Below are 26,747 nucleotides of genomic sequence, written 5' to 3' on the forward strand. Positions count from 1 at the left end.
CGCCGGCTGAACCGCCGGCCCCCTCGCAGCCTTCTGCCCACCTCCGTCGAACCGGTTTGACCATGAAACAGACTTCTCTGTCCTCTGTACGTGAGTTCCTCATCGACCTGCAGGACCGCATCACCTCCACCGTGGCCATGGTGGACGGTGGCAGCTTCGTGGTGGACCGCTGGACCAAGCCGTCCGGCGAAACACTGCAAGGCAACGGCGTCACCCAGATCCTTGAAGATGGCGCCGTGTTCGAGCGGGCGGGCTGCGGCTTTTCACATGTCACTGGCCCTCGCCTGCCGCCTTCGGCCACCCAGCACCGGCCCGAGCTGACCGGCGCGCCGTTTGAAGCCATGGGGGTCTCGCTGGTGTTTCACCCGCGCAACCCCTATGTGCCAACGGTACACATGAATGTGCGCGTGCTCGCGGCCACGCCGGCGGGTGGCGAACCTGTGTGCTGGTTTGGCGGCGGCATGGACCTCACGCCGTACTACGGCTTCGAAGAAGACGCGGTGCATTTCCACCAGTCGGTGAAGAACGCGCTCGACCCGTTCGGCGTCGACAAATACCCACGCTTCAAGACCTGGTGTGACGAGTATTTCTATTTGAAGCACCGCGATGAGCAGCGCGGCATCGGGGGTGTGTTCTTTGATGATTTCTCCGAACTCGGTTTCGACGGCAGCTTCGCCATGATGAGCTCGGTCGGTGATGCCTTCCTCGACGCCTACCTGCCCATCGTCGACCGGCGCAAGAACACTCCCTACGGCGAGCGCGAACGCAGCTTCCAGCTCTATCGCCGCGGGCGCTACGTCGAGTTCAACCTCGTGTGGGACCGCGGCACCCATTTCGGCCTGCAATCGGGCGGGCGCAGCGAGTCCATCCTGCTGTCCATGCCGCCGCTGGTGAGCTGGGCCTACAACCGCAAGACCAAGAAGGGCACGCCCGAGGAGCGGCTCTACAAGGATTTCCTGGTGCGCAAGGACTGGCTTTGAACACCGGTGCTGCTGGCCCGCGGCGCGTGGGCATGTTCGGTGGCGCGTTCGACCCACCGCACTGGGCACACCGCGCACTGGCCGAAACCGCGCTCAAGCAGCTCGGGCTGGACGTGCTGCACATCCTGCCCACCGGCCACGCCTGGCACAAGACGCGGGTGCTCTCGTCCGCCGCTGATCGGGTGGCCATGTGCCATCTCGCGTTCGACGACCTGGACCGTGTGAAGATCGACCGGCGCGAAATCCACCGCGAAGGCCCGAGCTACACCGCCGACACACTGCACGAACTCCAACGCGAGTACCCTGGCGCTCAATTGTTTCTCGTGCTCGGTGCCGACCAGTTGCTGGCCTTTCGCACCTGGGTGCGCTGGCAGGAGGTGCTGGACCTGGCCACGCTGGCAGTAGCCAACCGCGCCACCAACATCGGTGCTGACGCCCCGCTGGACCAAGAGGTCGAGACCGATCTCTCGCAGGTGGATCTGCCTTTCGAACGGTTGGACATGCCACTCAAGAACATCAGTGCGACCGCCGTGCGGGCCCGGCTGGAACAGGCTACGCAGAGTGCCCGCGCCCTGGAGGTTCTGGTGCCAGGGCCCGTCGCAAGCTACATTTCAACCCATCACCTTTATCAGAATCCCACATGACCAGCGAAACCATTGCCAAAAAAGACATCCAGAGACTCCAGCGCGCCATCGTCGACGGACTGGAGGACGTCAAGGGTCAGGACATCGTGGTTTTCAACACCGAACACCTCTCACCGCTCTTCGAGCGTGTGATCGTCGCCAGCGGCACTTCCAACCGCCAGACCAAGGCACTGGCCGCCAGCGTGCGCGACGCCGTGCGCGAAGCCGGCTTCGACAAACCCCGCATCGAAGGTGAAGACAACGGCGAATGGATCATCGTGGATTGCGGCGCTGCCGTGGCCCATGTGATGCAACCCGTGATCCGCCAGTACTACCGGCTCGAAGAGATCTGGGGTGCAAAGCCCGTGCGCCTGAAGCACGGTGCCGAGAAGCCTGTGGTGGCCGAGGTCAAGCCTGCCAAGACCAGCCGCAAGAAGCCGGTGGCCCCTGCCGCCGCCCAACCTGCCAAGAGCACAGCGCGCAAGGCTGCACAGTCGGCGGCGCGCACCGCTGCTGCAGCTCCAGCCAAGACCGCTGCCAAGAAGCCTGCGGTGAAAACAGCGTCCAAGTCGGCACCTGCAAAGACCACCCGCAAACCTGTCGCCAGCGCACCGAAAACCGCACTGCAGAAACTCGTGGTCAAGCCCCGCTCGGCCACCAAACCGGGCGCCAAGACCGCGGCGAAGCCAGCGGCCAAAGCAGCACCGAAGGTGGCCGCCAAGCCGGCCGTCAAGGCGCCCGCGCGCAAAACCACCAAGGCTGCAGCCCCCAGAAAGGCATGAAGCTGCTGATCGTCGCGGTCGGGCTACGGGTGCCCGACTGGGCCCAGACCGCCTACGACGATTACGCCAAACGCTTTCCTCCCGAGCTTCGGGTGGAACTCAAGGCCGTCAAGACCGAGCCGCGCGGCTCCAAGACCCTGGAGACGCTGCTCGCGGCCGAGCGCGAGCGCATCGAAGCCGCCATCCCGCGCGGCTCGCGCATCGTGGCGCTGGATGAGCGCGGCACCACCCTCACCACCAAGGCGCTGGCTCAACAGTTGAACGACTGGCAACTGGAGAGCGATGACGTGGCGCTCGTCATTGGCGGACCCGACGGCCTGGACCCGGCGTTTCGCGCCGCGGCGCACCAGCGTATCCGCTTGTCTGACCTGACACTGCCACACGCCATGGTGCGGGTGTTGCTGATCGAGCAGCTCTACCGTGCGTGGTCCGTCAATGCCAACCACCCGTACCACAGAGAATGACTGCCCCCACGCTCCGCCGCTGCGCGGGTCGCTGCCCCCCGAGGGGGCTGTTTCGCCTTGGGGCGGCCCGGCGGCGAAACTGCATATGACCGACTTCATCTATCTCGCTTCACAGAGCCCACGCCGCAAACAGCTTCTCGAGCAGTGGGGCGTTCGTTGCGAACTGCTGCTGCCCGATGCCGGCGAAGACGCGGAATCGCTGGAAGCCGTCTTGCCGAGTGAAGCACCTGCTGCCTATGTACAACGCGTCACCGGGCTGAAGCTGCAGGCATCGCTGACGCGTTTGAAGCACCGTGGCCTGCCTCCCGCACCCGTGCTGTGCGCCGACACCACCGTGGCGCTGGGCCGGCGCATCCTGGGCAAGCCGGCCGACGCGCAAGAAGCCGGAACCATGCTCGCCAGCCTGGCCGGCAAGCGCCACCGGGTGCTCACCGCGGTGGCGGTGGGTGTGCCTGGCAAACGCAGCTCGCGCCTCCATGCAGCTCTGTCCACCTCGTGGGTCACCTTCGAGCCGCTGACGGCCCAGCAGATCGCACGTTACGTGGTCAGTGGCGAGCCCATGGGCAAGGCCGGCGCCTATGCGATCCAGGGCCGTGCCAGCCTGTGGGTGAGCCACATCAGCGGCAGCTATTCGGGCATCATGGGCTTGCCCGCGCACGAGACAGCGCAGGTGCTGCAGGCCGCCGGTGTGCGGCTGATCTGAATCGCAACGCGCCACGGAGAAGGGCCCCATGAGCCAGGACATTCTGATCAATTGGTCGCCGCAGGAAACGCGGGTGGCCGTGGTGGAGCAGGGGGCGGTGCAGGAAGTGCACCTGGAGCGCACGCTGGAGCGGGGCCTGGTCGGCAACATCTACCTGGGCAAGGTGTCGCGTGTGCTGCCCGGCATGCAGTCGGCCTTCATCGACATCGGTCTGGACCGCGCAGCCTTCCTGCATGTGGCCGACCTCATGCCTAACATCGCCGCCAAACACGCGGCCCCACGCACGAACGCGCCTGTGGCGGCTGAATCCGAGCCCGCGGCGCCAGCGCCCGGCGCCAACGGCAAGCTGCTCACGCCCAACCCGGTGCTGCCGATCGAGCGCCAGATCTTCGAGGGCCAGGCGCTGATGGTGCAGGTGCTCAAGGATCCGATCGGCACCAAGGGCGCCCGCCTGACCGCGCAGATCAGCATCGCGGGCCGTTTGCTGGTGTTTCTGCCGCAGGACAACCACATCGGCGTCTCGCAGAAAATTCCACCGGCGCAGCGCGAGGTCTTGCGCCAGCGGTTGCTGCGGTTGACGGCCACCACCGATGGCAGCGCGGCGGGTGGGTTCATCCTGCGCACCAATGCCGAAGACGCCACCGACGAAGAACTGGCAGATGACACGGCCTATTTGCGCAAGACCTGGTTGCGCATCAAGGAAGCTGCCACGCGCCAGCCTTCGGCCACGCTGCTGCACGAAGACCTGAACCTGATGCAGCGCGTGCTGCGCGATCTGGTTGGAGCCGGCACCCATTCCATCCGCATCGATTCGCGCGAGCAGCATGGCCTGCTCACCGCATTTGCCGCCGAGTTCATGCCCGACACGGTGGCCAAGCTGCAGCACTACAGCGGCGAGCGACCGATCTTTGACCTGTTCAACGTGGATGAAGACATCGTGCGCGCGCTCAGCCGGCGGGTCGATCTGAAATCGGGCGGGTATCTGGTGATCGACCAGACCGAGGCGCTGACCACGGTGGACGTGAACACCGGTGGTTTTGTGGGTGCGCGCAATTTCGACGACACCGTGTTTCGCACCAACCTGGAAGCGGCCCAGGCCATTGCACGCCAGTTGCGCCTGCGCAACCTGGGCGGCATCGTCATTGTGGATTTCATCGACATGGTGCGTGAAGACCACCGGGATTCGGTGCTCAGCGAGTTCCGCAAACAGCTCGCGCGCGACCGCGTGAAAACCATGACCGGCGGCTTCTCGCAGCTCGGTCTGGTTGAGATGACGCGCAAGCGCACACGCGAATCGTTGGCGCACATGCTCAGCGAGCCCTGCGAAGCCTGTAGCGGCAAAGGCGTGGTGAAAACCGCGCGCAGCGTGTGCTACGACATCTTGCGCGAGATCCTGCGCGAAGCCCGCGCCTTCAACCCGCGCGAATTCCGCGTGGTGGCCTCGGCCAAGGTGGTGGAGCTGTTTCTGGACGAAGAGCGAGCCCACCTGGCGGGACTGTCGGACTTCATCGGCAAGCCGATTTCGCTGCAGAGCGAGAGCTCGATGACTCAGGAACAATACGACATTGTCCTGTTGTAAGGGGCCTCTTCAGGCCTGGGCCTCCGGCCTGAAACTTTGGGCGTGCAGTCGGGCGTAGAGCCCATCGGCCTGCAGCAGCTCGCGGTGCGTGCCTTGTTCGCTGATGCGCCCATCGGCCAGCACGACCACGCGGTCGGCGTGTTCGATGGTGGAGAGGCGGTGCGCAATCACCAGCGTGGTGCGGCCTTTCATCAGCCGGGCCAGTGCGTCCTGCACCAGCCGCTCCGATTCGTTGTCCAGCGCCGAGGTGGCTTCATCCAGGATCAGGATGGGCGCGTCCTTGTAGATGGCGCGTGCGATTGCCAGCCGCTGGCGCTGACCGCCCGAGAGCTCGGCTGCGTTGTGCCCCACGGTGCTGTGAATGCCTTGGGGCAGGCGTTCGATCAGCTCGCCGAGGTTGGCTGACACCAGTGCTGCGCGCACGCGGCCTTCATCGATCTCGTTGCCCATGGCTCCCAGGGCCACATTGGCCGCGAGCGTGTCGTTGAGCATCACCACGTCCTGGCTCACCATGGCGTACTGGCGACGCAGGCTGGTCAGGTTCCAGTCGGTCAGCGGCACGTCGTCAAGCCGGATGTCGCCGCGCTCGAATTCCACGAAGCGCGGCAGCAGGTTGACCAGGGTGGTCTTGCCCGAGCCCGATGGCCCGACGAAGGCCACCGTCTCACCGGGGTGGATGTTCAGCGAGATGCCGCGCAGGGCCACGAGGCTGTCGTCATCGCTGTGCACGATCTGATCATCCTTGGCGGGGTAGCGCACCCACACGTCGGTCAAGGCGATGGAGCCGGTCACGCGGTCGGCCGTGTGCGTGCCGCCGGGCTGCTCGGGCGTGTTCTCGATGAGTTCGAGGCCACGCTCCAGTGCCGCCAGACCGCGCGTGATCGGCGCGCTGATTTCCGCCAGGTGCCGGATCGGCGTGATCAGCATCAGCATCGCGGTGACGAAGGCCACGAAATTGCCCACAGTGACACCACTGCTGTTGCTTTGCCACAGCGCCACGGCGATCACGGCGGAGAGAGCGGCCGAGGCCAGCAACTGGGTGAGCGGCGTCATGGCCGCCATGGCGACGGTGGACTTGAGCGCCAGCCGGCGCAGCGCCACGCTCAGCACATCGAAGCGCTCGGTCTGGCGTGCCTGGGCGCCGTGCAGCCGCACCATGCGGTGGGCCAGGGCGTTTTCTTCCACCACATAGGCGAGTTCGTCGGTGGCGGTCTGGCTGTCGCGGGTGAGCTTGTAGAGGCGGCGCGAGAGCACCCGCATGATCAGGATCAGGCCTGGAAACACGGTCAGCACGATCAGCGTGAGCTTCCAGTTCAGGTAGAACAGGTAGCCCATCAACGCGATCACCGTGAGGCTGTCCTTGGTGAGCGTGAGGAAGGCCGACACCAGCATCTGCGAGCCGGTCTGCACCTCGTAGACCAGTGTGTTGGACAGTTTGCTTGCGCTCTGGCGGGCAAACAGCGTCATCTGGGCATCGTTGAGCTTGACGAACATGGCCCGGCGCAGGTTGAGCAGGCCCAGGCTGGCGGTGTAGGACAGCGTGTACTGCGCCACAAAGCCCGCCATCCCACGAATGCCGAACAGGCCCATGAGCGCCACCGGCACCATCCACAGGTCGATGTTGCCCTCGGCAAAGCCGCGGTCGAGCAAGGTCTTGAGCAGGGCAGGGATGAGTGGCTCGGTCAGCGCGCCGATCAGCGTGCTGACCGCCGCCAGGGCGATGCCGGTCTTGGCCGAGCGGAAATAAGGCCACAGGCGCAGCAGGCGCTGGGTCAGCGTGCCAGCCAGGGGCGGATTGGAGCGGTTGGATGCGGTCAAAAGCGGATCGGTCCCAAAATGTGCGGGCTTGCGGAACATTCCGCACGGCGCTGAATCAGCCTTGCACCACAAGCGCCGGCCCCGCGCGCACACATCTTGTCACGGAAGGGCCGGATGCCTCCGTTATTATCGGTCGGCTGTGCAGGGCGTTTTGCCCCTGCTGCGACCTCAGGACAAGCGACACACACAGCATGCTGGATTTGACCCGACACAACGCGCTGCCCCTGATTCCGAGACGCCGCGCGCTCGGCCTGGTTTCCACACTGCCGCTGCTCGGCTGGCCCTTGGCCTCGCAGGCCCAGTTCCGGGTTGAAGTGGCGGGCGTTGGCCTCACCCAGTTTCCATTCTCTGCCGTGGGTTTCCGCGGCAACGACGTGGCCAGCGAGAACATCGCCGCCATTGTTCGAGCCGACCTCGAACGCAGTGGCCAGTTCCGTTTTGTCGAGCCCGTTGCGGGCGGACTGGACGAAACCTCCCGCCCCGATCTCGGTCCCTGGCGCGAGCGCCGGTCCGATTCCTTGCTCACTGGCAGCGTCACCAAACTGGCCGACGGCCGCTTTGACGTGCGTTTCCGCCTCTGGGATGTCGTGCGTGGTCAGGATCTCGGTGGCCTGAGCTACCCGGTGGGTGCGCAGGACTTGCGACTGGCCGCCCACCGCGTCGCCGACTTCATCTACGAGAAGATCACCGGTGAGAAGGGCGTGTTCTCAACCCGCATCGCCTATGTCACCAAGACCGCGCAGCGCCACAACCTGTGGGTGGCCGACGCCGATGGCGAAAATGCACGTGCGGCCCTCACGAGCCCCGAACCCATCATCTCGCCGAGTTGGGCACCGGGTGGCGCACAGTTGGCCTACGTGTCGTTCGAAGCCCGCAAACCCGTGATCTACGCACACGATGTGGCGTCGGGCAAGCGGCGTCTGCTGGCGAACTTCAAGGGCTCCAACAGCGCGCCGTCGTGGTCGCCCGATGGCCGCTCGGTGGTGGCCACGCTCTCGCTCTCCGGCGGTGCACAGATCTACATCATGGATGCCAACGGTGGTGAGCCCCGCCGCCTCAGCCAGTCGGCCAGCATCGACACCGAGCCGGTGTTCAGCCCCGACGGCAAGACCATCTATTTCGTGAGCGACCGCGGAGGCTCGCCGCAGGTGTATCGCATGGGTGCGCAGGGCGGCGGTGCACAACGCCTGACCTTCAGCGGCAACTACAACATCTCACCAGCACCCAGCCCAGATGGCCGTTGGCTGGCTTTCGTCTCGCGGGTCAATGGTGCGTTTCGCCTGCACGTGATGGAGCTCTCCAGCGGCAATGTGACAGCGCTGACCGAGTCCAATGCCGACGAGAGCCCCAGCTTCGCGCCCAACAGCCGCATGATCATTTATGCCACCCGGGAAAGGGGCCAGGAAGCCCTCATGACCACCACGGTGGACGGGCGCATCAAGACCCGCCTGGCCGGCGCGCAGGGCGACATCCGGGAACCCGAATGGGGCCCGTTCCTGCGCTGATTCACACGTGGAGCCATCCAGCTCCCTTTCGCATTCATCTTTTCAATTCCAAGGAATCTTCACATGAACAACATCCAGAACACCTCCGCCGTCCGAAACAACTGGGCCCGGCGTGGCATTCGCCTGGTCGCCGGCCTCGGGCTGGCCGCCGTGCTGGCCGCTTGCAGCTCCGGTGTGAAGCTCGACGATGTGCCGGTTGAAGACCGCTCCGGTTCAGCGCTCAATTCCGGCGCTGCCGCAGGTGGTCAGGGTGGCGCGGTTGATCCGCGCGGCGTGTCCGGCGTGGCCGTGGGTGGTGCCGACTCGGCCCAGCCTGCAGCCGTGGCCCGCATCATCTATTTTGACTACGACAGCTTCGAGGTGAAGGCCGATTCGGCCGCCACCCTGGAAGCCAACGCGCGCTACCTCAATGCCAACCGCACCCGCCGTGTGAACCTCGAAGGTCACACCGACGAGCGCGGTGGTCGTGAATACAACCTGGCGCTGGGCCAGAAGCGCGCCGAAGCCGTGCGCCGTGCACTGGGCCTGCTGGGCGTGACCGAAACACAGATGGAAGCCGTGAGCTTTGGTGAAGAAAAGCCGGCGCAAGCGGGGCTGGATGAAGCCGCTTTCGCCAAGAACCGCCGCGTTGAATTGACCTACCGTTGAACATGAAGTTCTCCACCGCAGCGCCCTGGGCGCTTTCCCTGGCGGTCCTGTGGCCCTTTCAGGCCCATGCGCTGTTCGGCGACGACGAGGCCCGCAAGGCCATCATCGAACTGCGCCAGAAGGTGGATGCCAACAAGCAGGCCACCGACGCTGCAGCCGCAGAGGCGCGGGAAGGTGATGCGGGCACGCGGCGCAGCCTGCTCGAGCTGTCCAACCAGATCGAGCAGCTGCGCGCGGAGCTGGCGCGGCTGAGGGGCCAGAACGAACAGCTGGCGCGCGAAGTCTCCGAGCTGCAACGCCAGCAGAAGGATGTGCAATCGGGCATCGACGAGCGACTGCGTCAGGTGGAACCCCTGCGCGTCGAGTACGACGGTCAGACCTTCACGGCAGCGCCCGCCGAGAAGAACGACTTCGAGGCCGCGATGGCGCAGTTGCGCAAATCCGAATTCCAACCCGCGTCCGCTGCCTATGCCGCCTTCCTGCAGCGGTATCCGGCGAGCGGCTACACACCGTCGGTTCTGTACTGGTTGGGCAACGCCCAGTACGCCAACCGTGCCTACAAGGAAGCCGTGGTCACCCATGGCCGGCTGGTGCGCGAGTTTCCTGCCCACGTGCGCACGCCCGAGGCCATGCTCGCCATGGCCAACAGCCAGATCGAATTGAAAGACCCACGCACCGCCAAACGAACGCTGGAAGACCTCGTGAAGGCGCATCCAAACTCCGAAGCCGCGGCAGCGGCGCGCGAGCGGCTGGCCCGCTTGCGCTGACGCCAGACGCGCGCTTCGGCGCGTGTTCGTTCATGAGGGGCATGGGCGGCCTCCTACAATGGCGGCCATGGAAATCGCCGACCTTCTCAAACTGAACGCCCTTGTGCTCTGGGCCGCCTTCGCGGTGGCCCTTGTTTTTGGGTTCATCGCACAACGCACCCATTTCTGCACCATGGGCGCTATCAGCGACATCGTGAACATGGGCGACTGGACCCGCATGCGCATGTGGGGCATGGCAGTGGGCATTGCCATGATCGGCTTCTACGGCATGGCCTGGCTGGGCTGGATCGATCCGACCCAGAGCATCTACACGAGCAGTCGCGTGATCTGGCTCTCGGCCATTGTGGGTGGGCTCTTGTTTGGCTTCGGCATGGTGCTGGCGTCGGGCTGTGGCAGCAAGACCTTGGTGCGCATCGGCGCGGGCAGCTTGAAGTCGCTGGTGGTTTTTTTCATCATGGGCATTGCAGCTTTTGCCACCTTGCGTGGCGTGACAGCCGTACTGCGGGTCAACACCGTGGACAAGGTCAGTTTCGACATGGCCTCCGGGTCTGCGCTGCCGGCCTGGCTGGCCAGCGCAATGGGCATGGAGCCGGCACTCACCGGTTTGGTCTTCGCGCTGGTGGTGGGTGGAGCCCTCGTGGTGTGGGCTCTGGTGGGCCGGGACTTTCGCACCGGGAACAACCTGCTCGCCGGTGTCGGGCTCGGGCTGGTGGTGATCGCGATGTGGTGGGTCAGCGGCCGACTGGGTTACGTGGCCGAACACCCCGAGACTCTCGAGGCCGTCTACCTGGGCAGCAACACTGGTCGCATGGAGGCGCTGACCTTCACCGCACCGATGGCGTTCACGCTGGACTGGCTCATCTTTTTCAGCGATTCCTCCAAGGTCCTCACCTTCGGCATCGTCACGGTGGCGGGCATGGTCGTCGGAGCGCTCATCTGCGCCTTGTTCGAAGGCAGCTTCCGCTGGGAGGGTTTCCGCACCACGCAAGACACGGCGCTGCACATGGCGGGTGCCGTCTGCATGGGTGTGGGTGGTGTCACAGCGCTGGGCTGCACGGTGGGGCAGGGCATGTCGGGCCTGTCCACGCTCAGCCTGACGAGCATCATCGCCGTGACCGGGATCGTGCTGGGTGCCATCGGTGGCTTTCGATTCCAGATGTGGTTGCTGGACCGCGAGTGACGCACGACGCCAGCGAATCCTTCGAGCGCCGCTTTGGCGGCCTGCGTCGACTCTATGGCGTCGACGGAGCGCAACGCGTTTTCGACGCGCATGTGGTGGTGGTGGGCATCGGCGGAGTCGGGTCCTGGGCGGTAGAGGCCCTGGCGCGCAGCGGCGTTCGGCGCCTCACGCTGATCGACTTGGACCATGTGTCTGAATCCAACTTCAACCGGCAGATCCATGCCCTGGAGCCTACCCTCGGCCAGGCCAAGGCCGAAGCGATGCGCGAACGCATTGCGCTTTTTCACCCTGCTTGTGTGGTCGACGTGGTCGACGACTTCGTGACGCCTGACAACTGGCCCGCCTTGCTCGATGCTGTGCCGGGACTTGCAAGTTTGCCCTCGGCCGTCATCGATGCCTGTGACCAGGTGCGCGCCAAAACGACCTTGGCTGCCTGGGCGGCCGCTCACTCGGTGCCCTTCATCACGGTAGGTGCCGCCGGCGGCAAGCAGCTCGCTCATGCGGTTGATGTTGCTGATCTGGCCGAGGTCACGCACGATCCCTTGCTGGCTCAATTGCGCTACCGCTTGCGCAAGCACCACGGTGGCGCGCGCGCGGGCAGCATGGGTGTGGGCTGCGTGTTCAGTCGCGAAACCGTGGCCCCGCCCGATGCTTCGTGCAACATGGAGGGCGCTGATGGTTCGCTCAATTGCCATGGTTACGGCTCGGTGGTGAGTGTCACGGCGACCTTCGGTTTTTGTGCCGCCGGGTGGGTGCTGAACACCGTGTCGAAAGATGCGAAAGCAATCTCGACAAGGCCTTCAAAAGTCACCAAAAAAGAAGCTATAATTTGAGGCTTCGCAGGAAGCACATTGTGCAGAGCGCGAAAGCATGATGGGACGTTAGCTCAGTTGGTAGAGCAGCGGACTTTTAATCCGTTTGTCGTGGGTTCGACCCCCGCACGTCCCACCAAAATAATGGCCTATGGCCTGGAAAGCCTGCTACTTAATCGGTAGCAGGCTTTTTTATTGCGCTCCGTGGTGACAGTCTGGTGACAGTTCGCATAACGTGCAGAATGCTGTCTCCAAATCCAACTAAGGGGACTCCATGTCGATGACTGAAAAAGAAGCCACGGGGCGAGCTGACGAAGTTTTGCTTGCGATCCTGACGAATCATCCGACGCTTTTTGGCGGTAGCGCGTTGAATACCCCGAACAGCGCAAAGCAGATGGCTCTTTCTGTCGCAACTTTTCGCCAGGAGCTGATTGCGCAGTACCAAACGCAGCCAGCGTAGCGCGTCCATGCCGGACGTTAGTTCCCCACAACGTCACCCCATCGAAGGGCGCAGGCCGTAGCCGCCCTCAAGTGCGCGCGGCAGTCGCCCGCCACGGGCGGCGACCTTGCCAGGTTGTCCCCTCGGGCAGAATTGCTGGACAAAACCCTGGAGACGATATGAGTGACGGTTTCAACTGGACTTGCCCAAGCTGCGGAACGCACACCACCATAACTTCGCCGAACATAGCCAGTGGCAGCATTGAGCTGATCACAACGAAATCTCCCGACGTGATGGGGATTCAGGTAAGGGCGCAACTCATCGATTGTCCGAACCAGAGTTGTCGAGAGCAGGCGTTCAAAGTTTGGGCTCATCGTGGAACGCGTCATGCGACTGCGGTTCGAGGCTTGGGCCAAGTGCAACCCGACATGCCAGTAGGAATTGGCAAATTCACGTTCTTGCCGACAACCGCTAACCCGCTTTCGAAGCATGCACCCGAACAAGTCAAAGAGGACTACAACGAGGCCTTCCTCATCTCAACATTGAGTCCCAAGGCTTCTGCGACGTTGGCTCGGCGCGCGCTGCAGGGAATGGTCCGGGACTTTTTCAACGTTCGAGACAAGAAGACGCTTCATCAAGAATTGGAAGCCATCAAAGACAAATGCGACTCTGCGCTCTATGACGCCATGATGGGGGTAAAGAGCATCGGAAACATCGGCGCCCACCCAGAGCAAAATGTGAATTTGATCGTCGATGTTGAGCCGGGCGAGCCCGAGGCGCTGCTGCAGCTCATTCACTTGTTGGACCGCGAGTGGTACGTGGATCGAGCCGACCGCCTGGCACGGATCGAAAAAATGAAGGCGCTTGCCAGCGGCAAGGCAGCCGCACGAAATGGCAACCCGCCTACGTCGACTGACGGCAATCAAGTCATCGCCGGCCGCACTCCGTAGTCTTCCCAACGCCCTACGGGCATGCCGCGTGAGACGGGGAAATCAGTTCCAGCCTGGCCACTTGGGCACGGCCTTTTCGCAGGCGGTAACCCAGTCGGCCACTTCCTGGATCCGCTGCTGCGCTTCAGCTTCGTTCCAAGCACCGTTGTTGATCTGATCCCATACGTATTCCAGTGTGCGATCCATAGTCTGCGGATAAGCCACAGAATCTTGGTCGAAGTTGCCATACAAGAGTGGAGCACCGGTCCGATCACACTGGCCCGTGTACGCGATAGCCCCAAGGTGCCAGCCCTCTGTGTTGTGGGTCAAGTGAACCGTGGTGGGCCCGAAGCCCCAGCGATTGGTGCTGTAGCTGAAATTCAGTCGCATGATGTCCTCCTGGCAGGATTATCTGCCACGCCCCACCTTTGCGCCCGCTCCCTCAATGGGTTGCCCACCCACACCAGGCTGCCCCGATCGGCCTTTCTTACACCCATGCGTAAGGCAGCACTCGCGCACCACGGTATCCCGCAGCGCGTTCATTGAGTCGAAGCCCTGCACCTGAGCCATGCGCTCGAAGTCGAAGGCCATAGCGGCTTTCCATGGCACGCGTGATCGCACCGGGCCCTGCGCAGAAGCGGTCAGCCCGTGCATTCCTAGAATGGGCGCACCCATTTAGGAGCAGACCAATGTCCGAGCGCCCGTTGTTCAACAGTCCAGAGCAAGCCATCACAGTGACCTTTCACGCCGTTGGGCGAATGCTTGTGTTGATGTCGTGGCTGGCGCTGGTGTGCCTGCACCTTGCTGCGGGCCTGCTGGGGGCGCTGCTGATGTGGTGGTTTCAGGTGACGCCAGAACAAGTCCGGATGGCTGTCGCAGGAACGCTTTCGTCAACGACGCTCGCAGTCGCTGGTGCTCTTGGGCTGACAGGGCTGGGCATATTGACGGGCTACCTGTTTGCAATTCGTTGGCTGTGGGGAAAGACCTATGTGTCTTGGCAGTCTGAATACGTGCTCCAAGACTCGCGGCCACGCGACTGATGTAGGTACGCACCAATTCCCACCCTGCCTTCGAGTTCCAGACGCTTGAGCGCGTCCACAATTCGCCAGTCCTAGATTTACTCGCCATGGCTCGTTCCCTTCAAATGGAATGAAAGAGGGGCCCGAAGGCCCCCCGGTGATCAGGCGAATTTGAGGAACTTCAGAGCCTCGGTGTTGTTCACTCCACCGCCGACGCGACGGTATGCGTACAGGCGCACATTCGGCTTGTCGGTGTAGGGGTCGGTGAGGAACTTCGTGCCCGGCTGCTCGATGATGGTGTAGGTCTTCTCGACGTTGCCGAAGGCGATCGACAGCGAGTTGGCCGCGATGTCGGGCATCTCTTCGTCGATCTCTACCGGGTAGCCCAGCAGCATGGCGGGCTGGCCCTGCACCAGCGAATCTACCCACACGTGCCGGCCTTCGGCGTCCTTCAATTTGCGCACGGCGCCCGCGGTGAGGCGGTTCATGAGCCAGGCCGCACCTGCGCGGTACTGCGCCTTGAGCGCCATGGTCACGTCCACCAGCACGTCGGCCGGGTTGACGGTGGCCGACGACGTGGGGAATGCTCCGCTGGCACCGGTGGCGATGTGCTGGAACGTGCCCCAGGCGCGTGAGGCGTCCGTGGTCAAGGCCGTGGCGTAGCTCAAGATGCCGCGCGGCTTGGCAATACCGTCACCCGTGTGGAATGCGGTGCCTTCCTTGACGGCGAAAGCATCGCCCACCTTGGCGTTCAACCATGTCAGCGGGTTGATCGACGCCACGTCGAGCAGTTTCTGCGTTGCCTTGGGCATGGCGTAGATCTCGTGCAGGTCCACGCGAAACAAGCCGAGTTGCGGGGTGTCGGTGTCGGGTCGCGATGTGGTCTCGCCCACCCACTGCGCTTCTGCTGATTCGCGGTCGATGGGTTCTTCGAAGCCGCCACCGGTGGTCATCGGGATCTTGCGGGCCAGGCGGTAGATGGGGCTGATCTCGGCCATCACCTTGGTCATGCCGGTGCTGATGACGTCGTGGACCACATAGCCGCCGTCCGGGTCGGAGCCGACAGACATCGCCTTGGCTTCGACGAAAAGGGCGTTGGCCTTCTCCTGATTGCCGCTCAGCAGAGCGCGAGCAGCGCCGGCCAGGGCCTTGAGTTCGGGAGTGTCGAGCTTGGTGTCGGTGCTGACCAAGCCGGGGCGGCCGGACTTCTTCTGCATGTCCTCGATGGCGGCTTCGATCGCATGGTTCTTGGCGTCGTAGCGTTCCCGAAACTCGGTGAAGGCCTTGCCCTGCTTTTCGAGCACTTCGGCGATGTCACCCAACGTGTTGCCAACGGCTAGAGGGGCCATGCTGAAGCCGGCCAGGGCATCGGGCGGGATGATGGGGTGCCCCATGAGGGTGAATGCGGCCAGGACGGCCAGGACGGACACGATGGCCCAGGTGAAGGTGTGGCGAGTGAGGTTCACGGTAGTTGCCTTTCGATGCGTTCGAACAGTTTTGAATTGCGCTCGATGAGCGCGGTCAGTTCGGACAGGTCTTCGGCGGAGTCGGCATCTGCCAGGCCCTTGAACCCATGGGATGCAATCGTGCGAGCCTCGGTTTTGGAGAAACCCAGCTCGCGCAGGGCATGCTCAAACTCGCGACTCGTGCGCGGCTTCGACTTGACGGGGGGAAGTGGCAGCGTTGCTGCTGGCTCGCCGGGTTGGGTCATTGCATCGCTCACGGAAGGCACACCACGTGTCCGAAAACACGTCCGCTTCTCGCAAGCTGCATCCCACAACTGGCTTTCTGAAGGTGCGTTTGGGCATCCCACCCAAACGGCACACGCATATTGTGCCACTTCATTGGCGACCTTTCAAGGGATTTCCGAAGTAGTGAGAGGCGATCACCTTTGCCTGCTGGCGCGAACAACCGGCCTTGCGGGTGGCCTCGTCCAGCCGCCTCTTTTGAAGGGCGATGCGCAGCGCGCGCGGCTGGAAGATGCGGCGGAGCCAGGCGGTCATTCGCGATCCCCAGGAGCGATGAACTTCATGAGCGCGCCCTGCGCCGCGATGCTGCTGGACATGCGCGCAATCACGGTGCCCATGGCTTTCAAGCCAAGGTTGATCAGCTCTTTGTCGCTGGCCCGTTTCTGGATCGCGCGGATGGCATCGGCGATGCGCTGCTCGTCGGCTGTGCCCGCCGGCGGTGCTTGGTCGCCATCCATCTGGCTCGAAATGAAGTCGATCAGGGTGTCGGTGTCGGTGGTGTTCATGGTTTGCTTTCTTCGGTCAGGTTTGGAGGTGGGAGGCTGGGCAGGAAATGCGGCTTGCGCGAATAGGCGTCGAAGATGCCCGCGGCTTCCACGGGCTTGCGTGCGCCCGTCGTGAGGGTGCGGATGGCCTGCGGTCGCAATGCAGCCCAGGCCTGGGGATCGGTCCCGGCGGCGTGCATGGCGCGCAGTAGCTCCAGGCTCCCAAGCTCGGCTTCCTGTTGTTTGCGCCGGGCGCGAGGTCTGCGGTCAGGTGTGGGCATGTCAGATCTCCAACGTTGAGGTGAGGCGCAGGGCTCGGACGTGCGCCAGGATGGTTCGCCGTGCCGCTTCCTCGGCCTGCAGCAGTGGGTTGACGCGCATCTGGCCTTGCGAGCCGGCGACCATCAGCCCGCCGGTTTTGATCGCCACCTGAATCTCGCGCAGGCGGTCCAGGGTCTCGCAGAGCTGGCGCAGCAGCGCAAAGTCGGCGGCGGTCTCGAATGAGTACTCGTCATTCGTCGCCACCCAAAGGGCGCGCGCCTCCGAACTCAGGCCCGTGGGCGGCTTCGGCTTGGTGGGTCGCTTTCTCATGTCATGCTCCAAAAATCAGGAAAAGTGCCCACTGCAGTCTCTGCGTGAGGAACCGAGCGGTCCGAGAGCAGAGGGGTTGCAGAGATCGAGGCGCCCGGGGTCATACAGGCCAGCCATCGGGGCCGATCGCTCTCCGCGGTCGCTTGCCCTGCTGTTCGAGCGTGATGCGCTTGTGGCAGTCGGCATTGACTGCGCGCAGGTTGGTCTCGTCGTCCGTGCCGCCCTGTGCCTTGGGCTTGATGTGGTCCACATGGGTGGCCACGGTCAGGCGCTTCTCGCCACCCAGGCACTCAGGGCACTGGCAAAGGCCGCAATCGCGCTCCAAGATGCGCAGGCGCAGCTTGTCCCAGGCGGTGCCGTATCCACGCTCGTGGCGACTGCCTCGATTGGGGTCGCTGAATGAGCCACCGTTGATGGTGCGGAGCTTGCCACCGTTCAGGGTGGCCACGCCGGGCTTGAGGGTCTTAAGCTTGGTCACTTGCCCACCTCCTGCCCGATGGCTGCGCGAATGGATGCGATCGCGGTGTGCAGGCCAGCCTGCCATTGCGCCTCCATCTCAGAGGTCATGTGATCAGGGATTTCAGGATCCCAGTCGCACGAGCTCGACAGCTTCCCATCCACCATGCGGTGCACGGTGAGGGTGACGGTGCAGTGGCCCACCTGCCAGGTGCGGATGTGGACGTCGCGGCGTTCGGTCATGGTGTTTTCCTTTTTTTGGTCAGGTTTAGCAAAGCCGACCTTCACCGTCGGTCCTGTGCTGGAAGGCGGGAAGACGGAGGCCGCCCCCTGTCCAAGCGCCGAAAAAAAAGTTTTCAACTTGCGGGTGAACGCACGCGGAGTACCAGTCGGTCCGGGAGGCAGAAGGTCCAAAGGCTGAGGGGGTGGGGGTGCCTCGGTCAGTCTGGTCAGTGAGATCAGTGGTTTTGCATCCTGCTCACGGGAATTCGAAACATCTCTCGATCGATCAAGAAGCGCACACATGAGAGAAAGCTGGTGATGGGGATAGGTTTTCACTGACTTCACCTACTCAACTGACCGCACGGGCCGCCTTGATCTGGCTGGCCAGGGTGAGAGCGCGCTGGGCGTAAACCGTCTGACGCTTGCCTTGGATCTTGAAGAGCCCATCGTCGGCGTCGGGGTTGCGCACAGGTACATAGCCCACACGCTCCAGCTTGTGGGGCAGGGCGCGGCGGTTGCGGCGGTCCTTGAGCTCGCTGGCCAGGTCGAACAGCTTCAGGCTCTCAGAGCCACAGATCAGATCGAGCAGGGTCAGGCACTCGGGGTTCTCGCACTCATCAATCACGTCGCGCAGCTCACCAGACTCGGGCGCTTCACCGGCCTGCACTGCAGCCCAGAACGCCGCGGTCTTGGGTGGTGGCGCCTTGGGGTCGAAGGTTTCCAGGTTGAGCGTGCGCAGGTAGGCCACGACGTGCTGCATGCCACCATCGGCGTACCAACCGTACAGCCGGGTCCAGTAGTCGGGGTCGAATTCCTCGCGCTTGGCCTCACTCCACGCCACGAAGTGCCGGCGGTCATCTGCAGGTAGGTACAGGCCATCGGTCTTGTGGTTGGTGGTGATGATCACGCCGCACACGTTGGCCACGTAGTGCTCCCGCAGGTTCTTCTCGTCCACGCGGATCACGTCAGGAGGCGCGGCGATGTAGGTCTTGCTGTGGTCGTAGAAGGCGAAGCGATCCACGTCGCCCAGGTCGCGCGCCTCGTTCACCCGCACGACAACAGCCTTGGCCCAGCCGTTGAAACGGCCAAGCATCTGCCCGGGGTTCACGTCCTGCCAGTTCCACGGCCCCACGCCCAGCTTCAACGGCTCAAGGATGGTGTCCTTACCAATGCCTTGCGAGCCTCCCAGCACCAGCGCGTGGTTGCACTTGTCGCCTGGGTACTGCACCCGGTGCGCGAGCCACTGCGTGATGTGCAGGCGCTCGTCGGGGTAGACACGGTGCAAGTGGTCGATCCATGGTTTGGCCAGGCTGGGATCCCCGTCGCTGTGCTCGGGTGCCCGGTACAGGTTGAACACCGTGGCGCCCTCGTGCTGCGCCCATCCTGAAACCTGCATCACGCGGTCGTGCACCAGCATTTCGCAAGCCGGGTGCCAGGTCATCTGCTCGATGGGGCGATTGCGGTCAAGCCAGTCCGAGGGGCGGACTTTCTTCGCGCCGTTCTTGGGCCACTGGACGCGCCCGTTCACGCTGCTGGCCGGCCACAGTTCACGCGTGGGCACGAACAGGTAGCTGTGGCTGGGCATGTATGCGTAGAAGTCCCCCAGCGAGATCCCTGCGGTGGGCTGCTCGTATGCCTCTGCAGGTGGTCGCTCTCTGCGTGGGCGTGACTTGCGCGGTGTGGTGACAGGCCCAGGCTCAAGGCCGAGCTCATCAACGATGCTCACGATTTCGGCCTCCATCCGTTGGCGATGAAGCGCAGCCGGAGTTCCTCCTTGAGATAGTCCTCAAGCCACTCGCGGTGGGCCGGCCAGCTTGGCCCGTGCGCCTTTTCCAGAATTGCGAGCTGTTTCTGATACCAGGCTTCGCCGGCCGTGACCATTTCCTCGTGGCTCATGGTCTTGGCGATCATGCAGCCTCCACCTGTGCCGCGAAGCTCTCCAAGTCGGCCAGGGCCGGGCAGAACTTGGTGAGGTTCCACTTGGCAACGAACCAGCCCCCGGTGCTCACGTCGTGGACTGCAAAGCCTTTCAGTGCAAACAGCGCCTTCAAGTTGGCGAGTCGTTTTTGGTCCGATGGTGTGGTGACGGCACTCATTGCTGAGCCTCCACGCGGGCCTGCAGGTAGTCCAGTACGGTGCCCGCTCTCCAGCGGCTGCAGCGTGGGCCGTCGCGCTCAGGCGCTGGGAACTTGCCAGCCGCGATTGCCGCGTAGATCTTGGATTTTTTGGTGCCGGTCAACGCCTCGACGGCGGCCAGCTTCAGGCGCTGCTCGGGGTGCAGCGTGGTTGGCAAAACGGTAGGGTTCTTTTTGATCACAGCATCACCACCTTTCAAATACGGTGGGTTGCTGCTTTCCGGCTTCTGCCGTTTCCCACCGTGCTGGTTCACGATGGACGAAGTTTCAAGCCGCGTTTGGCGCGCAGTTCAGGTCTAAGAGGTCACCTTAAACATGAGGTTTTGCGCCTGCTCCCAAAGCTGGTGGCCAGCAGCGGGTGTGTTCCCGTCGACACGTCTATCGTGCTCTTCCACCAGCAGCACGGACCCCACTATTGCGCTCCAAAGTTGCTCAAATGTGGCGCCCTGATCTCTGGCATCAAGGGCCCGCAGGTAGTTCGGCCATAGGCTGACGTGCTGCCTCTGCGGCTTGAGGACTCCGCCACGTTCCTCACGCTGGCGGGCTTCGAAGAAGTGCTGCACACGCTCAGCCTGTTCCTTAAAGGGGCGGTTGATGTCGAAGGCAAACAACATGATTCCCTTGTACTCGAGTTCGTTGTGGCGATCAACGATCGACTCGATCGGGACGTCTAAGGAGGGCGCCCCCATTGCCCATCCATAGGTGGTCCGCCAGAAATGAACACCAGGCTCTGCCAGCCATGGAGCTGCAATGCGCTCGACGCCGAAAGGTTCGCACACGTCGCGCCAGGTTGAACCGACCCCCCGATATTCCTCTCGTCTGTCTTTCAGTAGCCCGTCCTTGTCCATCTCGTCATAACGAGCTTGGCACTTGTCGAAGTGGTCCACCCACGCCTTGCGGTAGTCCGGCCGGCGGCGCAGGAATTCCCAGCGCCACTGGCTGGCACTGAGAGGACGATCGCTAGGGTAGGCCTTCGCGTCCATCCAGCGAGGCACCCCCAGGGAATTTTTCGGGTCAGTGATCAAGGCCATGTTTTTGAGTGCCACGCCCGAAGGCGTGGCTGTGGTTCAGGCAGGCTCGGGCACGACAAGCTGCTCGTTGGCAAGATGCAGCAGCACCGAGGCCGCGTGCAGCAACTGGTCGTCGAGATCCACATTGACCTTGTCGATCAGGTCGGCCAGGCAGCCAATCCGCACGAAGGCCTCGTCCTGCGCATCGACCGCTGCCAGCGCTGCTTCAGCGTAGGAAACGAGTCCCTCTGCGGCGTGATGCAGAGACATGACGGCGTCAACGTCGCTGTCACGCTCGAAGGCTGCGGCTTTGAGCACTGCGGTCGCGTTGTAGATGTTGCTCATGCAGTCGAGCAAGGCCGCGTTGTTGAAGGTTTGCTCAGCCATGTTGCACCTCCACGCCCTTGCGCGCCAGACTGCGCGTGGAGAGTTCGTCCAAGCTTGTGAGGATGGCATTTGACATGTCTGCGCAAGCCCACATGTAAGCATCCTGCGCTTCATCGCTCATGTTGCGAAAGCTCTCACCGCTTTCGCCGTAGGTGTTTGCGAGCAGTGCGGAAAGTTGTGCTGCGTTCTTGTCGATCACATTCCGTAGATCAAGATCGGTTTGTGTGGTCATGCTTGCACCCCCGTATTCAGGGCGACCCCGTGCACGGTCAAGTGCAGGTCCGAGACCTCATGCATCTCGTCATCCAGCGCGCTCATCACCACCTTGCTCAGGTCGCGGATTCTGATCACTGCGGCCTTGATGCCTTCGTCACCCGAAATGTTGATCTTGGAGATCTCGGACAGGATCATGTGACTTAGCGCCTCTACCTGCCAAGCAGACTCAAGCGCCAGTCGATTCCTCGGGGAGTGGTCATCACCGTTGGGGATAATGGGATCAGCCATTTTTGAACTCGCTTTCATTGATGGTCAGGGTGGCTGGTCGGTTGTATCGACCGGCTACCCGCCTTTTTGCCCTGCATAGACCGGCGCAGGGCTTGCCGGTATTCATGCGCGCTTGAACGCGATCACCTTGCTGCCTTTGACGGGCTGCAGCAGTTGATAAAGCCTCTTCAGCGCTTCCAATTTCTCTGTCATGTAGTCGTGGCCGTCATAGTGGCGGGCCTGCACGCCAGCCACGCCATGCGACTGCAGACGGCCCCGAATTTCGGAACTGATGCGCGCGCCGGCCAGCACCGTCTCAACGCCTGAGCGGATCCGCTTGGCCTGAAAGTCAGGGATCAGATCGCCCACGGCTTCAACCGCCCAGGCGCTCAGCGTGGTAGCGCCCAGGTGGGTCTTTCCGCCGTCCGTGGAGATTGCAAACTCGCCGGCTGGGGCGCACTGCTTGAGCGCTGCAGCGGCTTGGGTGGTCAATGGGATCGTGTGGGGGCGCGGCGCGCTGCCCGGGCGGCCCTTGCCGTCGTGCAAGGTGATGGCATTCGCCGCAATGTCGGCGGTGCGCAGGTTCACCAGTTGCTCGATCCGCTGGCCACCAGTGAGCAGGTGCAGGCGCAAGGCGGCCCCTTTGAAGCCTTCAATGTCTTTGATGGTCTGCCAGTAAGCCCGCATTTCATCCGGATTCAGCGGGCGCTTGTCGGGCTTGTTGGCCGATTCATCCGGGCTGGTGTCGGCGGCGGGGTTCAGGGTGATGTTGTACGCCTTGAACTTCATCGGGATACTGGCCTTGGACCGCGAAGCCTTGGCGGTCTGGTACGCGGCGCGCACGTAGCTGCGCAGCTTGTTGGCGGTGCGGCCTTTGCCCATCTCAAGCGTGCGGCGCATCATGTCGGCCACTTGCTCCATGGTGACGTGCTGAGCGGGCAGGGCGGCAACGTCTGGCCAGGCCTCAATCACATGAAGCTTGAAGATTGACCGCGCGTCCTTGTGAGCCTTCCGTCCCAACGCCTCAAGGTGGTCGGCGTAGTCATCCAGCAAGCTCTCAAGCGTGTACTTCCGTTCATCAGCGGCTGTGGCCACCGCCTTGGCTCTGGCGACCTTTTCAGCCTGCTTCAGTACCGCGTGCCCGCCATCTGCTTTGTGGGTGTCGTGACGCTGAGCCAGCACCTCGGCGGCACGGATGGCGGCCTGCACCGAGTAACCGCGCTCTGAGGGCTTGAGGGATTTCGGGCTGGCTGTGGAGTCATAGGTGCCGATCGGCTCCCGCAGGGTCTTCCCGCCTGCGGTGACGCGCCAGTAGAACGACACGGCCCCGCTGGAAAGCTTGCGGGCTTCAAGTGACCCGTGGGGGATCACCTTGGTGATGCGGGAGAACTTCCCGGCCTCCAGCTCAGCGATCACTTGTCCTGCGGTTTTCATAGTCCGTTGATTCTCGTGGTGACAGTCTGGTGACAGTTTAGACGAGGATCACTTTGTATGTCAACGGACTAACGTGGACAACAAGACCATGAAAATCAACGAGTTATGGTGCTGGTGACAGTCCGGGGTTGTCCATGGTTTTCCGGTGTTTTAGGACTTTTAATCCGTTTGTCGTGGGTTCGACCCCCGCACGTCCCACCAAAACATGTGAAGCCCTGATCGAAAGATCAGGGCTTTTTTGTTGCCCGCTGCATGTCATGCGGCGGGCGGCGCCGCGCAAAAACTCAGCGTTTCTTGAAGAAGCCGTAGATCACCAGCAGGATGATCGCGCCGACCACCGAAGCCAGGAAGCCGACCGGATCGCCCTGGCGGTACAGACCGAGTGCGGCGCCGAGATAGCCGGCCAGGAACGCGCCGGCGACACCGAGGAGAGCGGTCATGATCCAGCCCATGCTGTCGTTGCCAGGCTTGATGGCGCGTGCGATGAAACCGGCGATCAGGCCGATGAAGAGGGTGCCGAGGATGGACATCATTCGCGAGGCTCCTGAGAGTTGGGGTTGATACAAAAGCAATAGAGCATGCACTCTAGCTGCTTTTTACCCTCGTTCCCCGCCGAGCCTGCGACGGCCCACCAAACGATCAGGCGCTGACGGCCTCGATGGCTTCCGTGAGCTCCAACCAGCGCGCTTCGAGCGCTTCGTTTTCGTCGTTCAACGCCTTGAGCTGCTTGCCGTTGTGGGCCAGGTCGGCCGGGCTGAGAGGTTGGCTCATGCTGGCTTCCAGCCGAGATTTTTCCTGTGCGAGTTGCGCCATGCGTTTCTCGGTCTGCTCGAGCTCTTTCTTCAGCGGCCTGGCCTTCTCAGCCAGTTGCTGGCGGCGCTGGGCATCGCTGCGTTTCTGCTCGGGCGAACGGTTCGGCTCGACCGTCCTGGTCTTCTGCTCGGGCGCGGCCACGGGGGTCGCCACCGGACTGCGCTGTGCGTCGCGTTGTTCCTGGCGTTGTGCCTCGCGCGATTGTTTGGCCATGTCCAGCAGGTAGCGCTGGTAGTCGTCTAGGTCGCCATCAAACGGCTCGATGCCGCCGCGCGAGACCAGCCAGAACTCGTCGCACACCGCGCGCAACAGGGCACGGTCGTGGCTGACCAGCATGACGGTGCCTTCGAACTCGTTGAGTGCCACCGACAAGGCCTCGCGGGTGGCGAGATCCAGGTGGTTGGTGGGCTCGTCGAGCAGCAGCAGGTTGGGGCGCTGCCAGACGATCATGCACAGCACCAGACGGGCTTTTTCGCCGCCACTCATGCTGCCCACGCTCTGCTTGACCTGGTCGCCGGTGAAGTTGAAGTTGCCCAGAAAACTGCGCAGGTCCTGCTCGCGTGTGGGCTGGCCGCTCAGTCGGCCCTCGGCGGTGCATTCGCGAACCAGGCGGATCATGTGTTCGAGCGGCGTGTCGGCCGGGCGCAGCACGTCGAGCTCTTGCTGCGCGAAGTAGCCGATGTTCAGGCCCTTGCCCTCGGTGATCTGGCCGGCCAACGGCTGCAGGTCGCGCGCGATGGTCTTGACCACGGTGGACTTGCCCTGGCCGTTGGCACCCAGGATGCCGATTCGCTGGCCCGCGAGCACCGAGCGGCTGATGTTCTTGACGATGATGGTGGGCTCACTGCCTTCGTCCGGCGGCGGATAACCGAAGCTGGCGTCGCTCATGGCCAGCATCGGGTTGGGCAGGTTTTGCGGCTCGGTGAATTCAAAGGTGAAGTCGGCATCAGCCAGCACCGGGCCGATCTTCTCCATGCGCTCCAGCGCCTTCACGCGGCTTTGCGCCTGCTTGGCCTTGCTGGCCTTGGCCTTGAAGCGGTCGATGAACTTCTGCAGGTGCGCCATCTTGTCCTGCTGACGGGAATAGGCCGACTGCTGCAACGCCATCTGCTCGGCGCGCATGTCTTCAAAACGGCTGTAGTTGCCGCCATAGCGCGTGAGCTGCGCGGTGTGGATGTGGATGGTGACGTTGGTCACCGCGTCCAGAAACTCGCGGTCGTGGCTGATGACCAGCATGGTGCCTTCGTAGCGCTTGAGCCAGGCTTCCAGCCAGACCAATGCATCGAGGTCCAGGTGGTTGGTGGGCTCGTCGAGCAGCAGCAGCTCGCTGGGGCACATCAGCGCGCGCGCGAGTTGCAGGCGCATGCGCCAGCCGCCCGAAAAACTGTTGACCGGGCGCTCAAGTTCGTCGGTGCGAAAACCCAGGCCGAGGATGAGGGCCTGCGCGCGGGCGGGCGCGTCGTGTGCGCCGGCGTCGTGCAGCGCCATGTAGGCGTGCGCCATGCGCTCGCCGTCGCCGCTGTCTTCCGAGGCGGTTACTTCCTGCTGGGCCGCCAGCAGTGTCACGTCGCCCTCGATCACGAACTGCGTGGCCGATTGGTCGGTCTCGGGCATGTCCTGCGCCACCTGCGCCATGCGCCACTGCGGAGGCACGTAGAAGTCGCCCTTGTCTTCGTGCAGTGTGTGGTTGAGCAGCCCGAACAGGCTGGACTTTCCCGCGCCGTTGCGCCCCACGAGACCGACTTTTTCACCCGGGTTGATGGTGCAGGACGCGTTGTCGAGCAGGACCTTCACACCACGGCGAAGGACAAGGTTTTTCAAAGTGATCATGGAGCGGGCGTCTGCGAGGTGGGCAGCGCCAAAAGGGATTCAAGGGTGAGCAGGAGAACCTGGTCGTCGCCGGCGCTGGTGGCGAGCCAGACGGTTTCCAGGTGGGGGAACGCAGCTTCAAAGTGCTCGCGTTCGTTGCCGATTTCCAGCACCAGCACGCCCTGGGGCTTGAGCCGTCTGGGGACGTCGCGAATCAGCTGGCGCACGAAGTCCATGCCGTCCACATTGCCGGCGATGTTGCCGTCCAGAGCCAGGGCGGGTTCGGCGCGGTATTCGGGTGGGAGCGCGGCCATGCTGCGGGCGTTCACATACGGCGGGTTGCACAGGATGAGGTCCCAGGGGCCGGGGCATTTCTTCAGACCGTCGGACACCACGAGCTTGATACGGTTCTGCAGTTCGTGACGCGCCACGTTGATACGCGCGACTTCCAGTGCCTCGATCGAGATGTCGGCGCCGGTCACGCGCACGTCGGGGTAGGCCATGGCCGCGAGCACGGCCAGGCTGCCGTTGCCGGTGCACAGATCGAGCACGTCGCGCGTCTTCTCGTCCAGCCAGGGGTCGATCGAGCCCTCGGCCAGCAGTTCGGCGATGAAGCTGCGCGGCACGATGGCACGCCGATCCACGTGGAAGGGAACACCCTGCAGCCAGGCTTCGCCGGTGAGGTAGGCCGCGGGTTCGCGGGAGTCGATCCGGCGCTGGACCAGCGCCTCCACCTCGGCTTGTTGCTGCGCCGTGATGGGTTGGCGAGCCAGGGCGTCCAGGTCGCTGTCCAGCGGCAGGCCAAGCTGCCACAGCACGAGCCAGGTGGCTTCGTCGCGCGCATTGGTGGTGCCATGGCCATAGGCCAGATGGGCCGCATCCAGGCGGCGGGTGGCCGCAGCCAGCAGGTCTTTCAGTTTCACGGG

General features: G+C 63.4%; 36 protein-coding genes and 1 tRNA gene. 15 read left to right on the forward strand and 22 right to left on the reverse strand.

Annotation, left to right across the window (positions count from 1 at the left end):
* Nucleotides 1-62 precede the first annotated feature (62 nt).
* The 6 genes from hemF (at nucleotide 63) to ASE11_RS03065 (ending at nucleotide 5,131) form a co-directional block, all read left to right on the forward strand.
* A complete protein-coding gene (gene hemF / locus ASE11_RS03040) occupies nucleotides 63-980 on the forward strand; it encodes an oxygen-dependent coproporphyrinogen oxidase (protein ID WP_056265872.1) in 918 nt (305 codons plus the stop codon).
* Nucleotides 977-1,624, forward strand: a complete 648-nt coding sequence (nadD, locus tag ASE11_RS03045; RefSeq protein ID WP_235501180.1) for a nicotinate (nicotinamide) nucleotide adenylyltransferase — start codon at nucleotides 977-979, stop codon at nucleotides 1,622-1,624. The genes hemF and nadD overlap by 4 nt, the downstream gene beginning before the upstream one ends.
* Nucleotides 1,621-2,385, forward strand: a complete 765-nt coding sequence (rsfS, locus tag ASE11_RS03050) for a ribosome silencing factor (RefSeq protein ID WP_056265877.1) — start codon at nucleotides 1,621-1,623, stop codon at nucleotides 2,383-2,385. The genes nadD and rsfS overlap by 4 nt, the downstream gene beginning before the upstream one ends.
* Nucleotides 2,382-2,849: a 23S rRNA (pseudouridine(1915)-N(3))-methyltransferase RlmH gene (gene rlmH, locus ASE11_RS03055; protein ID WP_056265881.1), complete on the forward strand. Its 468-nt coding sequence runs from the start codon at nucleotides 2,382-2,384 to the stop codon at nucleotides 2,847-2,849. The genes rsfS and rlmH overlap by 4 nt, the downstream gene beginning before the upstream one ends.
* 85 nt (nucleotides 2,850-2,934) lie before the next feature.
* Entirely contained in the window at nucleotides 2,935-3,552 is a 618-nt protein-coding gene (locus ASE11_RS03060) for a Maf family protein (protein WP_056265884.1), read from the forward strand.
* A gap of 28 nt (nucleotides 3,553-3,580) precedes the next feature.
* Nucleotides 3,581-5,131: an Rne/Rng family ribonuclease gene (locus ASE11_RS03065; RefSeq protein ID WP_056265886.1), complete on the forward strand. Its 1,551-nt coding sequence runs from the start codon at nucleotides 3,581-3,583 to the stop codon at nucleotides 5,129-5,131.
* Between the two features lie 9 nt (nucleotides 5,132-5,140).
* Here ASE11_RS03065 and msbA read toward each other — a convergent pair whose 3' ends face one another.
* Entirely contained in the window at nucleotides 5,141-6,988 is a 1,848-nt protein-coding gene (gene msbA, locus ASE11_RS03070; protein WP_082585484.1) for a lipid A export permease/ATP-binding protein MsbA, read from the reverse strand.
* Between the two features lie 152 nt (nucleotides 6,989-7,140).
* Here msbA and tolB point away from each other — a divergent pair, with 152 nt between their 5' ends.
* The 8 genes from tolB to ASE11_RS03110 all read left to right on the forward strand — a co-directional run bounded on the left by tolB (nucleotide 7,141) and on the right by ASE11_RS03110 (nucleotide 13,250).
* A complete protein-coding gene (tolB, locus tag ASE11_RS03075; RefSeq protein ID WP_056265890.1) occupies nucleotides 7,141-8,454 on the forward strand; it encodes a Tol-Pal system beta propeller repeat protein TolB in 1,314 nt (437 codons plus the stop codon).
* A 63-nt stretch (nucleotides 8,455-8,517) separates the two neighbouring features.
* A complete protein-coding gene (pal, locus tag ASE11_RS03080) occupies nucleotides 8,518-9,102 on the forward strand; it encodes a peptidoglycan-associated lipoprotein Pal (RefSeq protein ID WP_056265893.1) in 585 nt (194 codons plus the stop codon).
* Between the two features lie 2 nt (nucleotides 9,103-9,104).
* Nucleotides 9,105-9,869 (forward strand): tol-pal system protein YbgF, encoded by a 765-nt coding sequence (gene ybgF, locus ASE11_RS03085; RefSeq protein ID WP_056265897.1) that lies wholly within the window; start codon nucleotides 9,105-9,107, stop codon nucleotides 9,867-9,869.
* A 67-nt stretch (nucleotides 9,870-9,936) separates the two neighbouring features.
* On the forward strand, nucleotides 9,937-11,049 hold the full coding sequence (locus ASE11_RS03090; RefSeq protein WP_056266258.1) for a YeeE/YedE family protein: 1,113 nt from the start codon (nucleotides 9,937-9,939) through the stop codon (nucleotides 11,047-11,049).
* The gene (locus ASE11_RS03095; protein ID WP_056265899.1) at nucleotides 11,046-11,882 is read left to right on the forward strand and encodes a ThiF family adenylyltransferase; all 837 of its coding nucleotides are present in this window, start codon (nucleotides 11,046-11,048) and stop codon (nucleotides 11,880-11,882) included. The genes ASE11_RS03090 and ASE11_RS03095 overlap by 4 nt, the downstream gene beginning before the upstream one ends.
* Before the next feature lie 42 nt (nucleotides 11,883-11,924).
* Nucleotides 11,925-12,000, forward strand: a tRNA-Lys gene (locus ASE11_RS03100).
* 135 nt (nucleotides 12,001-12,135) lie between these two features.
* Nucleotides 12,136-12,321: a hypothetical protein gene (locus ASE11_RS03105; RefSeq protein ID WP_056265902.1), complete on the forward strand. Its 186-nt coding sequence runs from the start codon at nucleotides 12,136-12,138 to the stop codon at nucleotides 12,319-12,321.
* A 158-nt stretch (nucleotides 12,322-12,479) separates the two neighbouring features.
* Nucleotides 12,480-13,250, forward strand: coding sequence for a DUF4145 domain-containing protein (locus tag ASE11_RS03110; protein ID WP_082585485.1), 771 nt, complete (start codon nucleotides 12,480-12,482; stop codon nucleotides 13,248-13,250).
* A 42-nt stretch (nucleotides 13,251-13,292) separates the two neighbouring features.
* On the opposite strand, the gene ASE11_RS25695 is transcribed toward ASE11_RS03110, so the two are convergent.
* Nucleotides 13,293-13,619, reverse strand: coding sequence for a hypothetical protein (locus ASE11_RS25695; protein WP_156406216.1), 327 nt, complete (start codon nucleotides 13,617-13,619; stop codon nucleotides 13,293-13,295).
* Nucleotides 13,620-13,918: 299 nt separating this feature from the next.
* Between ASE11_RS25695 and ASE11_RS03120 the strand changes: the two genes are divergently transcribed.
* On the forward strand, nucleotides 13,919-14,269 hold the full coding sequence (locus ASE11_RS03120) for a hypothetical protein (RefSeq protein WP_056265910.1): 351 nt from the start codon (nucleotides 13,919-13,921) through the stop codon (nucleotides 14,267-14,269).
* Between the two features lie 140 nt (nucleotides 14,270-14,409).
* Here the strand turns inward: ASE11_RS03120 and ASE11_RS03125 are convergent, their stop codons facing one another.
* The 20 genes from ASE11_RS03125 to prmB all read right to left on the reverse strand — a co-directional run bounded on the left by ASE11_RS03125 (nucleotide 14,410) and on the right by prmB (nucleotide 26,744).
* On the reverse strand, nucleotides 14,410-15,714 hold the full coding sequence (locus ASE11_RS03125; RefSeq protein WP_056265913.1) for a phage major capsid protein: 1,305 nt from the start codon (nucleotides 15,712-15,714) through the stop codon (nucleotides 14,410-14,412).
* Nucleotides 15,711-15,971 (reverse strand): hypothetical protein, encoded by a 261-nt coding sequence (locus ASE11_RS03130; RefSeq protein ID WP_156406217.1) that lies wholly within the window; start codon nucleotides 15,969-15,971, stop codon nucleotides 15,711-15,713. Before ASE11_RS03130 ends, ASE11_RS03125 begins: the two co-directional genes overlap by 4 nt.
* 118 nt (nucleotides 15,972-16,089) lie before the next feature.
* Complete coding sequence (locus ASE11_RS25700) at nucleotides 16,090-16,251, reverse strand: hypothetical protein (RefSeq protein WP_156406218.1); 162 nt, start codon at nucleotides 16,249-16,251, stop codon at nucleotides 16,090-16,092.
* Nucleotides 16,248-16,502, reverse strand: coding sequence for a hypothetical protein (locus tag ASE11_RS03135; protein WP_056265920.1), 255 nt, complete (start codon nucleotides 16,500-16,502; stop codon nucleotides 16,248-16,250). The genes ASE11_RS25700 and ASE11_RS03135 overlap by 4 nt, the downstream gene beginning before the upstream one ends.
* The gene (locus ASE11_RS03140; protein ID WP_056265924.1) at nucleotides 16,499-16,762 is read right to left on the reverse strand and encodes a hypothetical protein; all 264 of its coding nucleotides are present in this window, start codon (nucleotides 16,760-16,762) and stop codon (nucleotides 16,499-16,501) included. The genes ASE11_RS03135 and ASE11_RS03140 overlap by 4 nt, the downstream gene beginning before the upstream one ends.
* 1 nt (nucleotide 16,763) lies before the next feature.
* Complete coding sequence (locus ASE11_RS03145) at nucleotides 16,764-17,072, reverse strand: P27 family phage terminase small subunit (RefSeq protein WP_056265928.1); 309 nt, start codon at nucleotides 17,070-17,072, stop codon at nucleotides 16,764-16,766.
* A 100-nt stretch (nucleotides 17,073-17,172) separates the two neighbouring features.
* A complete protein-coding gene (locus tag ASE11_RS03150) occupies nucleotides 17,173-17,550 on the reverse strand; it encodes an HNH endonuclease (protein WP_056265931.1) in 378 nt (125 codons plus the stop codon).
* Nucleotides 17,547-18,086: a hypothetical protein gene (locus ASE11_RS25705; protein ID WP_156406219.1), complete on the reverse strand. Its 540-nt coding sequence runs from the start codon at nucleotides 18,084-18,086 to the stop codon at nucleotides 17,547-17,549. The genes ASE11_RS03150 and ASE11_RS25705 overlap by 4 nt, the downstream gene beginning before the upstream one ends.
* A gap of 13 nt (nucleotides 18,087-18,099) precedes the next feature.
* Nucleotides 18,100-19,476, reverse strand: coding sequence for a primase-helicase family protein (locus ASE11_RS03160; RefSeq protein ID WP_156406220.1), 1,377 nt, complete (start codon nucleotides 19,474-19,476; stop codon nucleotides 18,100-18,102).
* Complete coding sequence (locus ASE11_RS03165; RefSeq protein ID WP_056265942.1) at nucleotides 19,473-19,661, reverse strand: hypothetical protein; 189 nt, start codon at nucleotides 19,659-19,661, stop codon at nucleotides 19,473-19,475. Before ASE11_RS03165 ends, ASE11_RS03160 begins: the two co-directional genes overlap by 4 nt.
* Nucleotides 19,658-19,846, reverse strand: a complete 189-nt coding sequence (locus ASE11_RS03170) for a hypothetical protein (protein WP_056265945.1) — start codon at nucleotides 19,844-19,846, stop codon at nucleotides 19,658-19,660. The genes ASE11_RS03165 and ASE11_RS03170 overlap by 4 nt, the downstream gene beginning before the upstream one ends.
* The gene (locus ASE11_RS03175; RefSeq protein WP_235501181.1) at nucleotides 19,843-20,139 is read right to left on the reverse strand and encodes a helix-turn-helix transcriptional regulator; all 297 of its coding nucleotides are present in this window, start codon (nucleotides 20,137-20,139) and stop codon (nucleotides 19,843-19,845) included. Before ASE11_RS03175 ends, ASE11_RS03170 begins: the two co-directional genes overlap by 4 nt.
* A gap of 42 nt (nucleotides 20,140-20,181) precedes the next feature.
* Nucleotides 20,182-20,916, reverse strand: coding sequence for a hypothetical protein (locus tag ASE11_RS03180; RefSeq protein WP_056265949.1), 735 nt, complete (start codon nucleotides 20,914-20,916; stop codon nucleotides 20,182-20,184).
* A 36-nt stretch (nucleotides 20,917-20,952) separates the two neighbouring features.
* The gene (locus tag ASE11_RS03185) at nucleotides 20,953-21,282 is read right to left on the reverse strand and encodes a hypothetical protein (protein WP_056265953.1); all 330 of its coding nucleotides are present in this window, start codon (nucleotides 21,280-21,282) and stop codon (nucleotides 20,953-20,955) included.
* The gene (locus tag ASE11_RS03190; protein ID WP_156406221.1) at nucleotides 21,275-21,514 is read right to left on the reverse strand and encodes a hypothetical protein; all 240 of its coding nucleotides are present in this window, start codon (nucleotides 21,512-21,514) and stop codon (nucleotides 21,275-21,277) included. Before ASE11_RS03190 ends, ASE11_RS03185 begins: the two co-directional genes overlap by 8 nt.
* Nucleotides 21,511-21,786, reverse strand: coding sequence for a hypothetical protein (locus tag ASE11_RS03195; RefSeq protein WP_156406222.1), 276 nt, complete (start codon nucleotides 21,784-21,786; stop codon nucleotides 21,511-21,513). Before ASE11_RS03195 ends, ASE11_RS03190 begins: the two co-directional genes overlap by 4 nt.
* Before the next feature lie 102 nt (nucleotides 21,787-21,888).
* A complete protein-coding gene (locus ASE11_RS03200; RefSeq protein WP_235501182.1) occupies nucleotides 21,889-23,199 on the reverse strand; it encodes an integrase in 1,311 nt (436 codons plus the stop codon).
* Between the two features lie 284 nt (nucleotides 23,200-23,483).
* Complete coding sequence (locus ASE11_RS03205) at nucleotides 23,484-23,732, reverse strand: GlsB/YeaQ/YmgE family stress response membrane protein (protein WP_056265966.1); 249 nt, start codon at nucleotides 23,730-23,732, stop codon at nucleotides 23,484-23,486.
* A 106-nt stretch (nucleotides 23,733-23,838) separates the two neighbouring features.
* The gene (locus ASE11_RS03210) at nucleotides 23,839-25,842 is read right to left on the reverse strand and encodes an ABC-F family ATP-binding cassette domain-containing protein (protein ID WP_056265968.1); all 2,004 of its coding nucleotides are present in this window, start codon (nucleotides 25,840-25,842) and stop codon (nucleotides 23,839-23,841) included.
* Entirely contained in the window at nucleotides 25,839-26,744 is a 906-nt protein-coding gene (gene prmB, locus ASE11_RS03215; RefSeq protein WP_056265972.1) for a 50S ribosomal protein L3 N(5)-glutamine methyltransferase, read from the reverse strand. The genes ASE11_RS03210 and prmB overlap by 4 nt, the downstream gene beginning before the upstream one ends.
* Nucleotides 26,745-26,747 lie beyond the last annotated feature (3 nt).

The sequence above is a fragment of the Hydrogenophaga sp. Root209 genome, from assembly GCF_001428625.1.
Lineage (GTDB): Bacteria > Pseudomonadota > Gammaproteobacteria > Burkholderiales > Burkholderiaceae_C > Hydrogenophaga.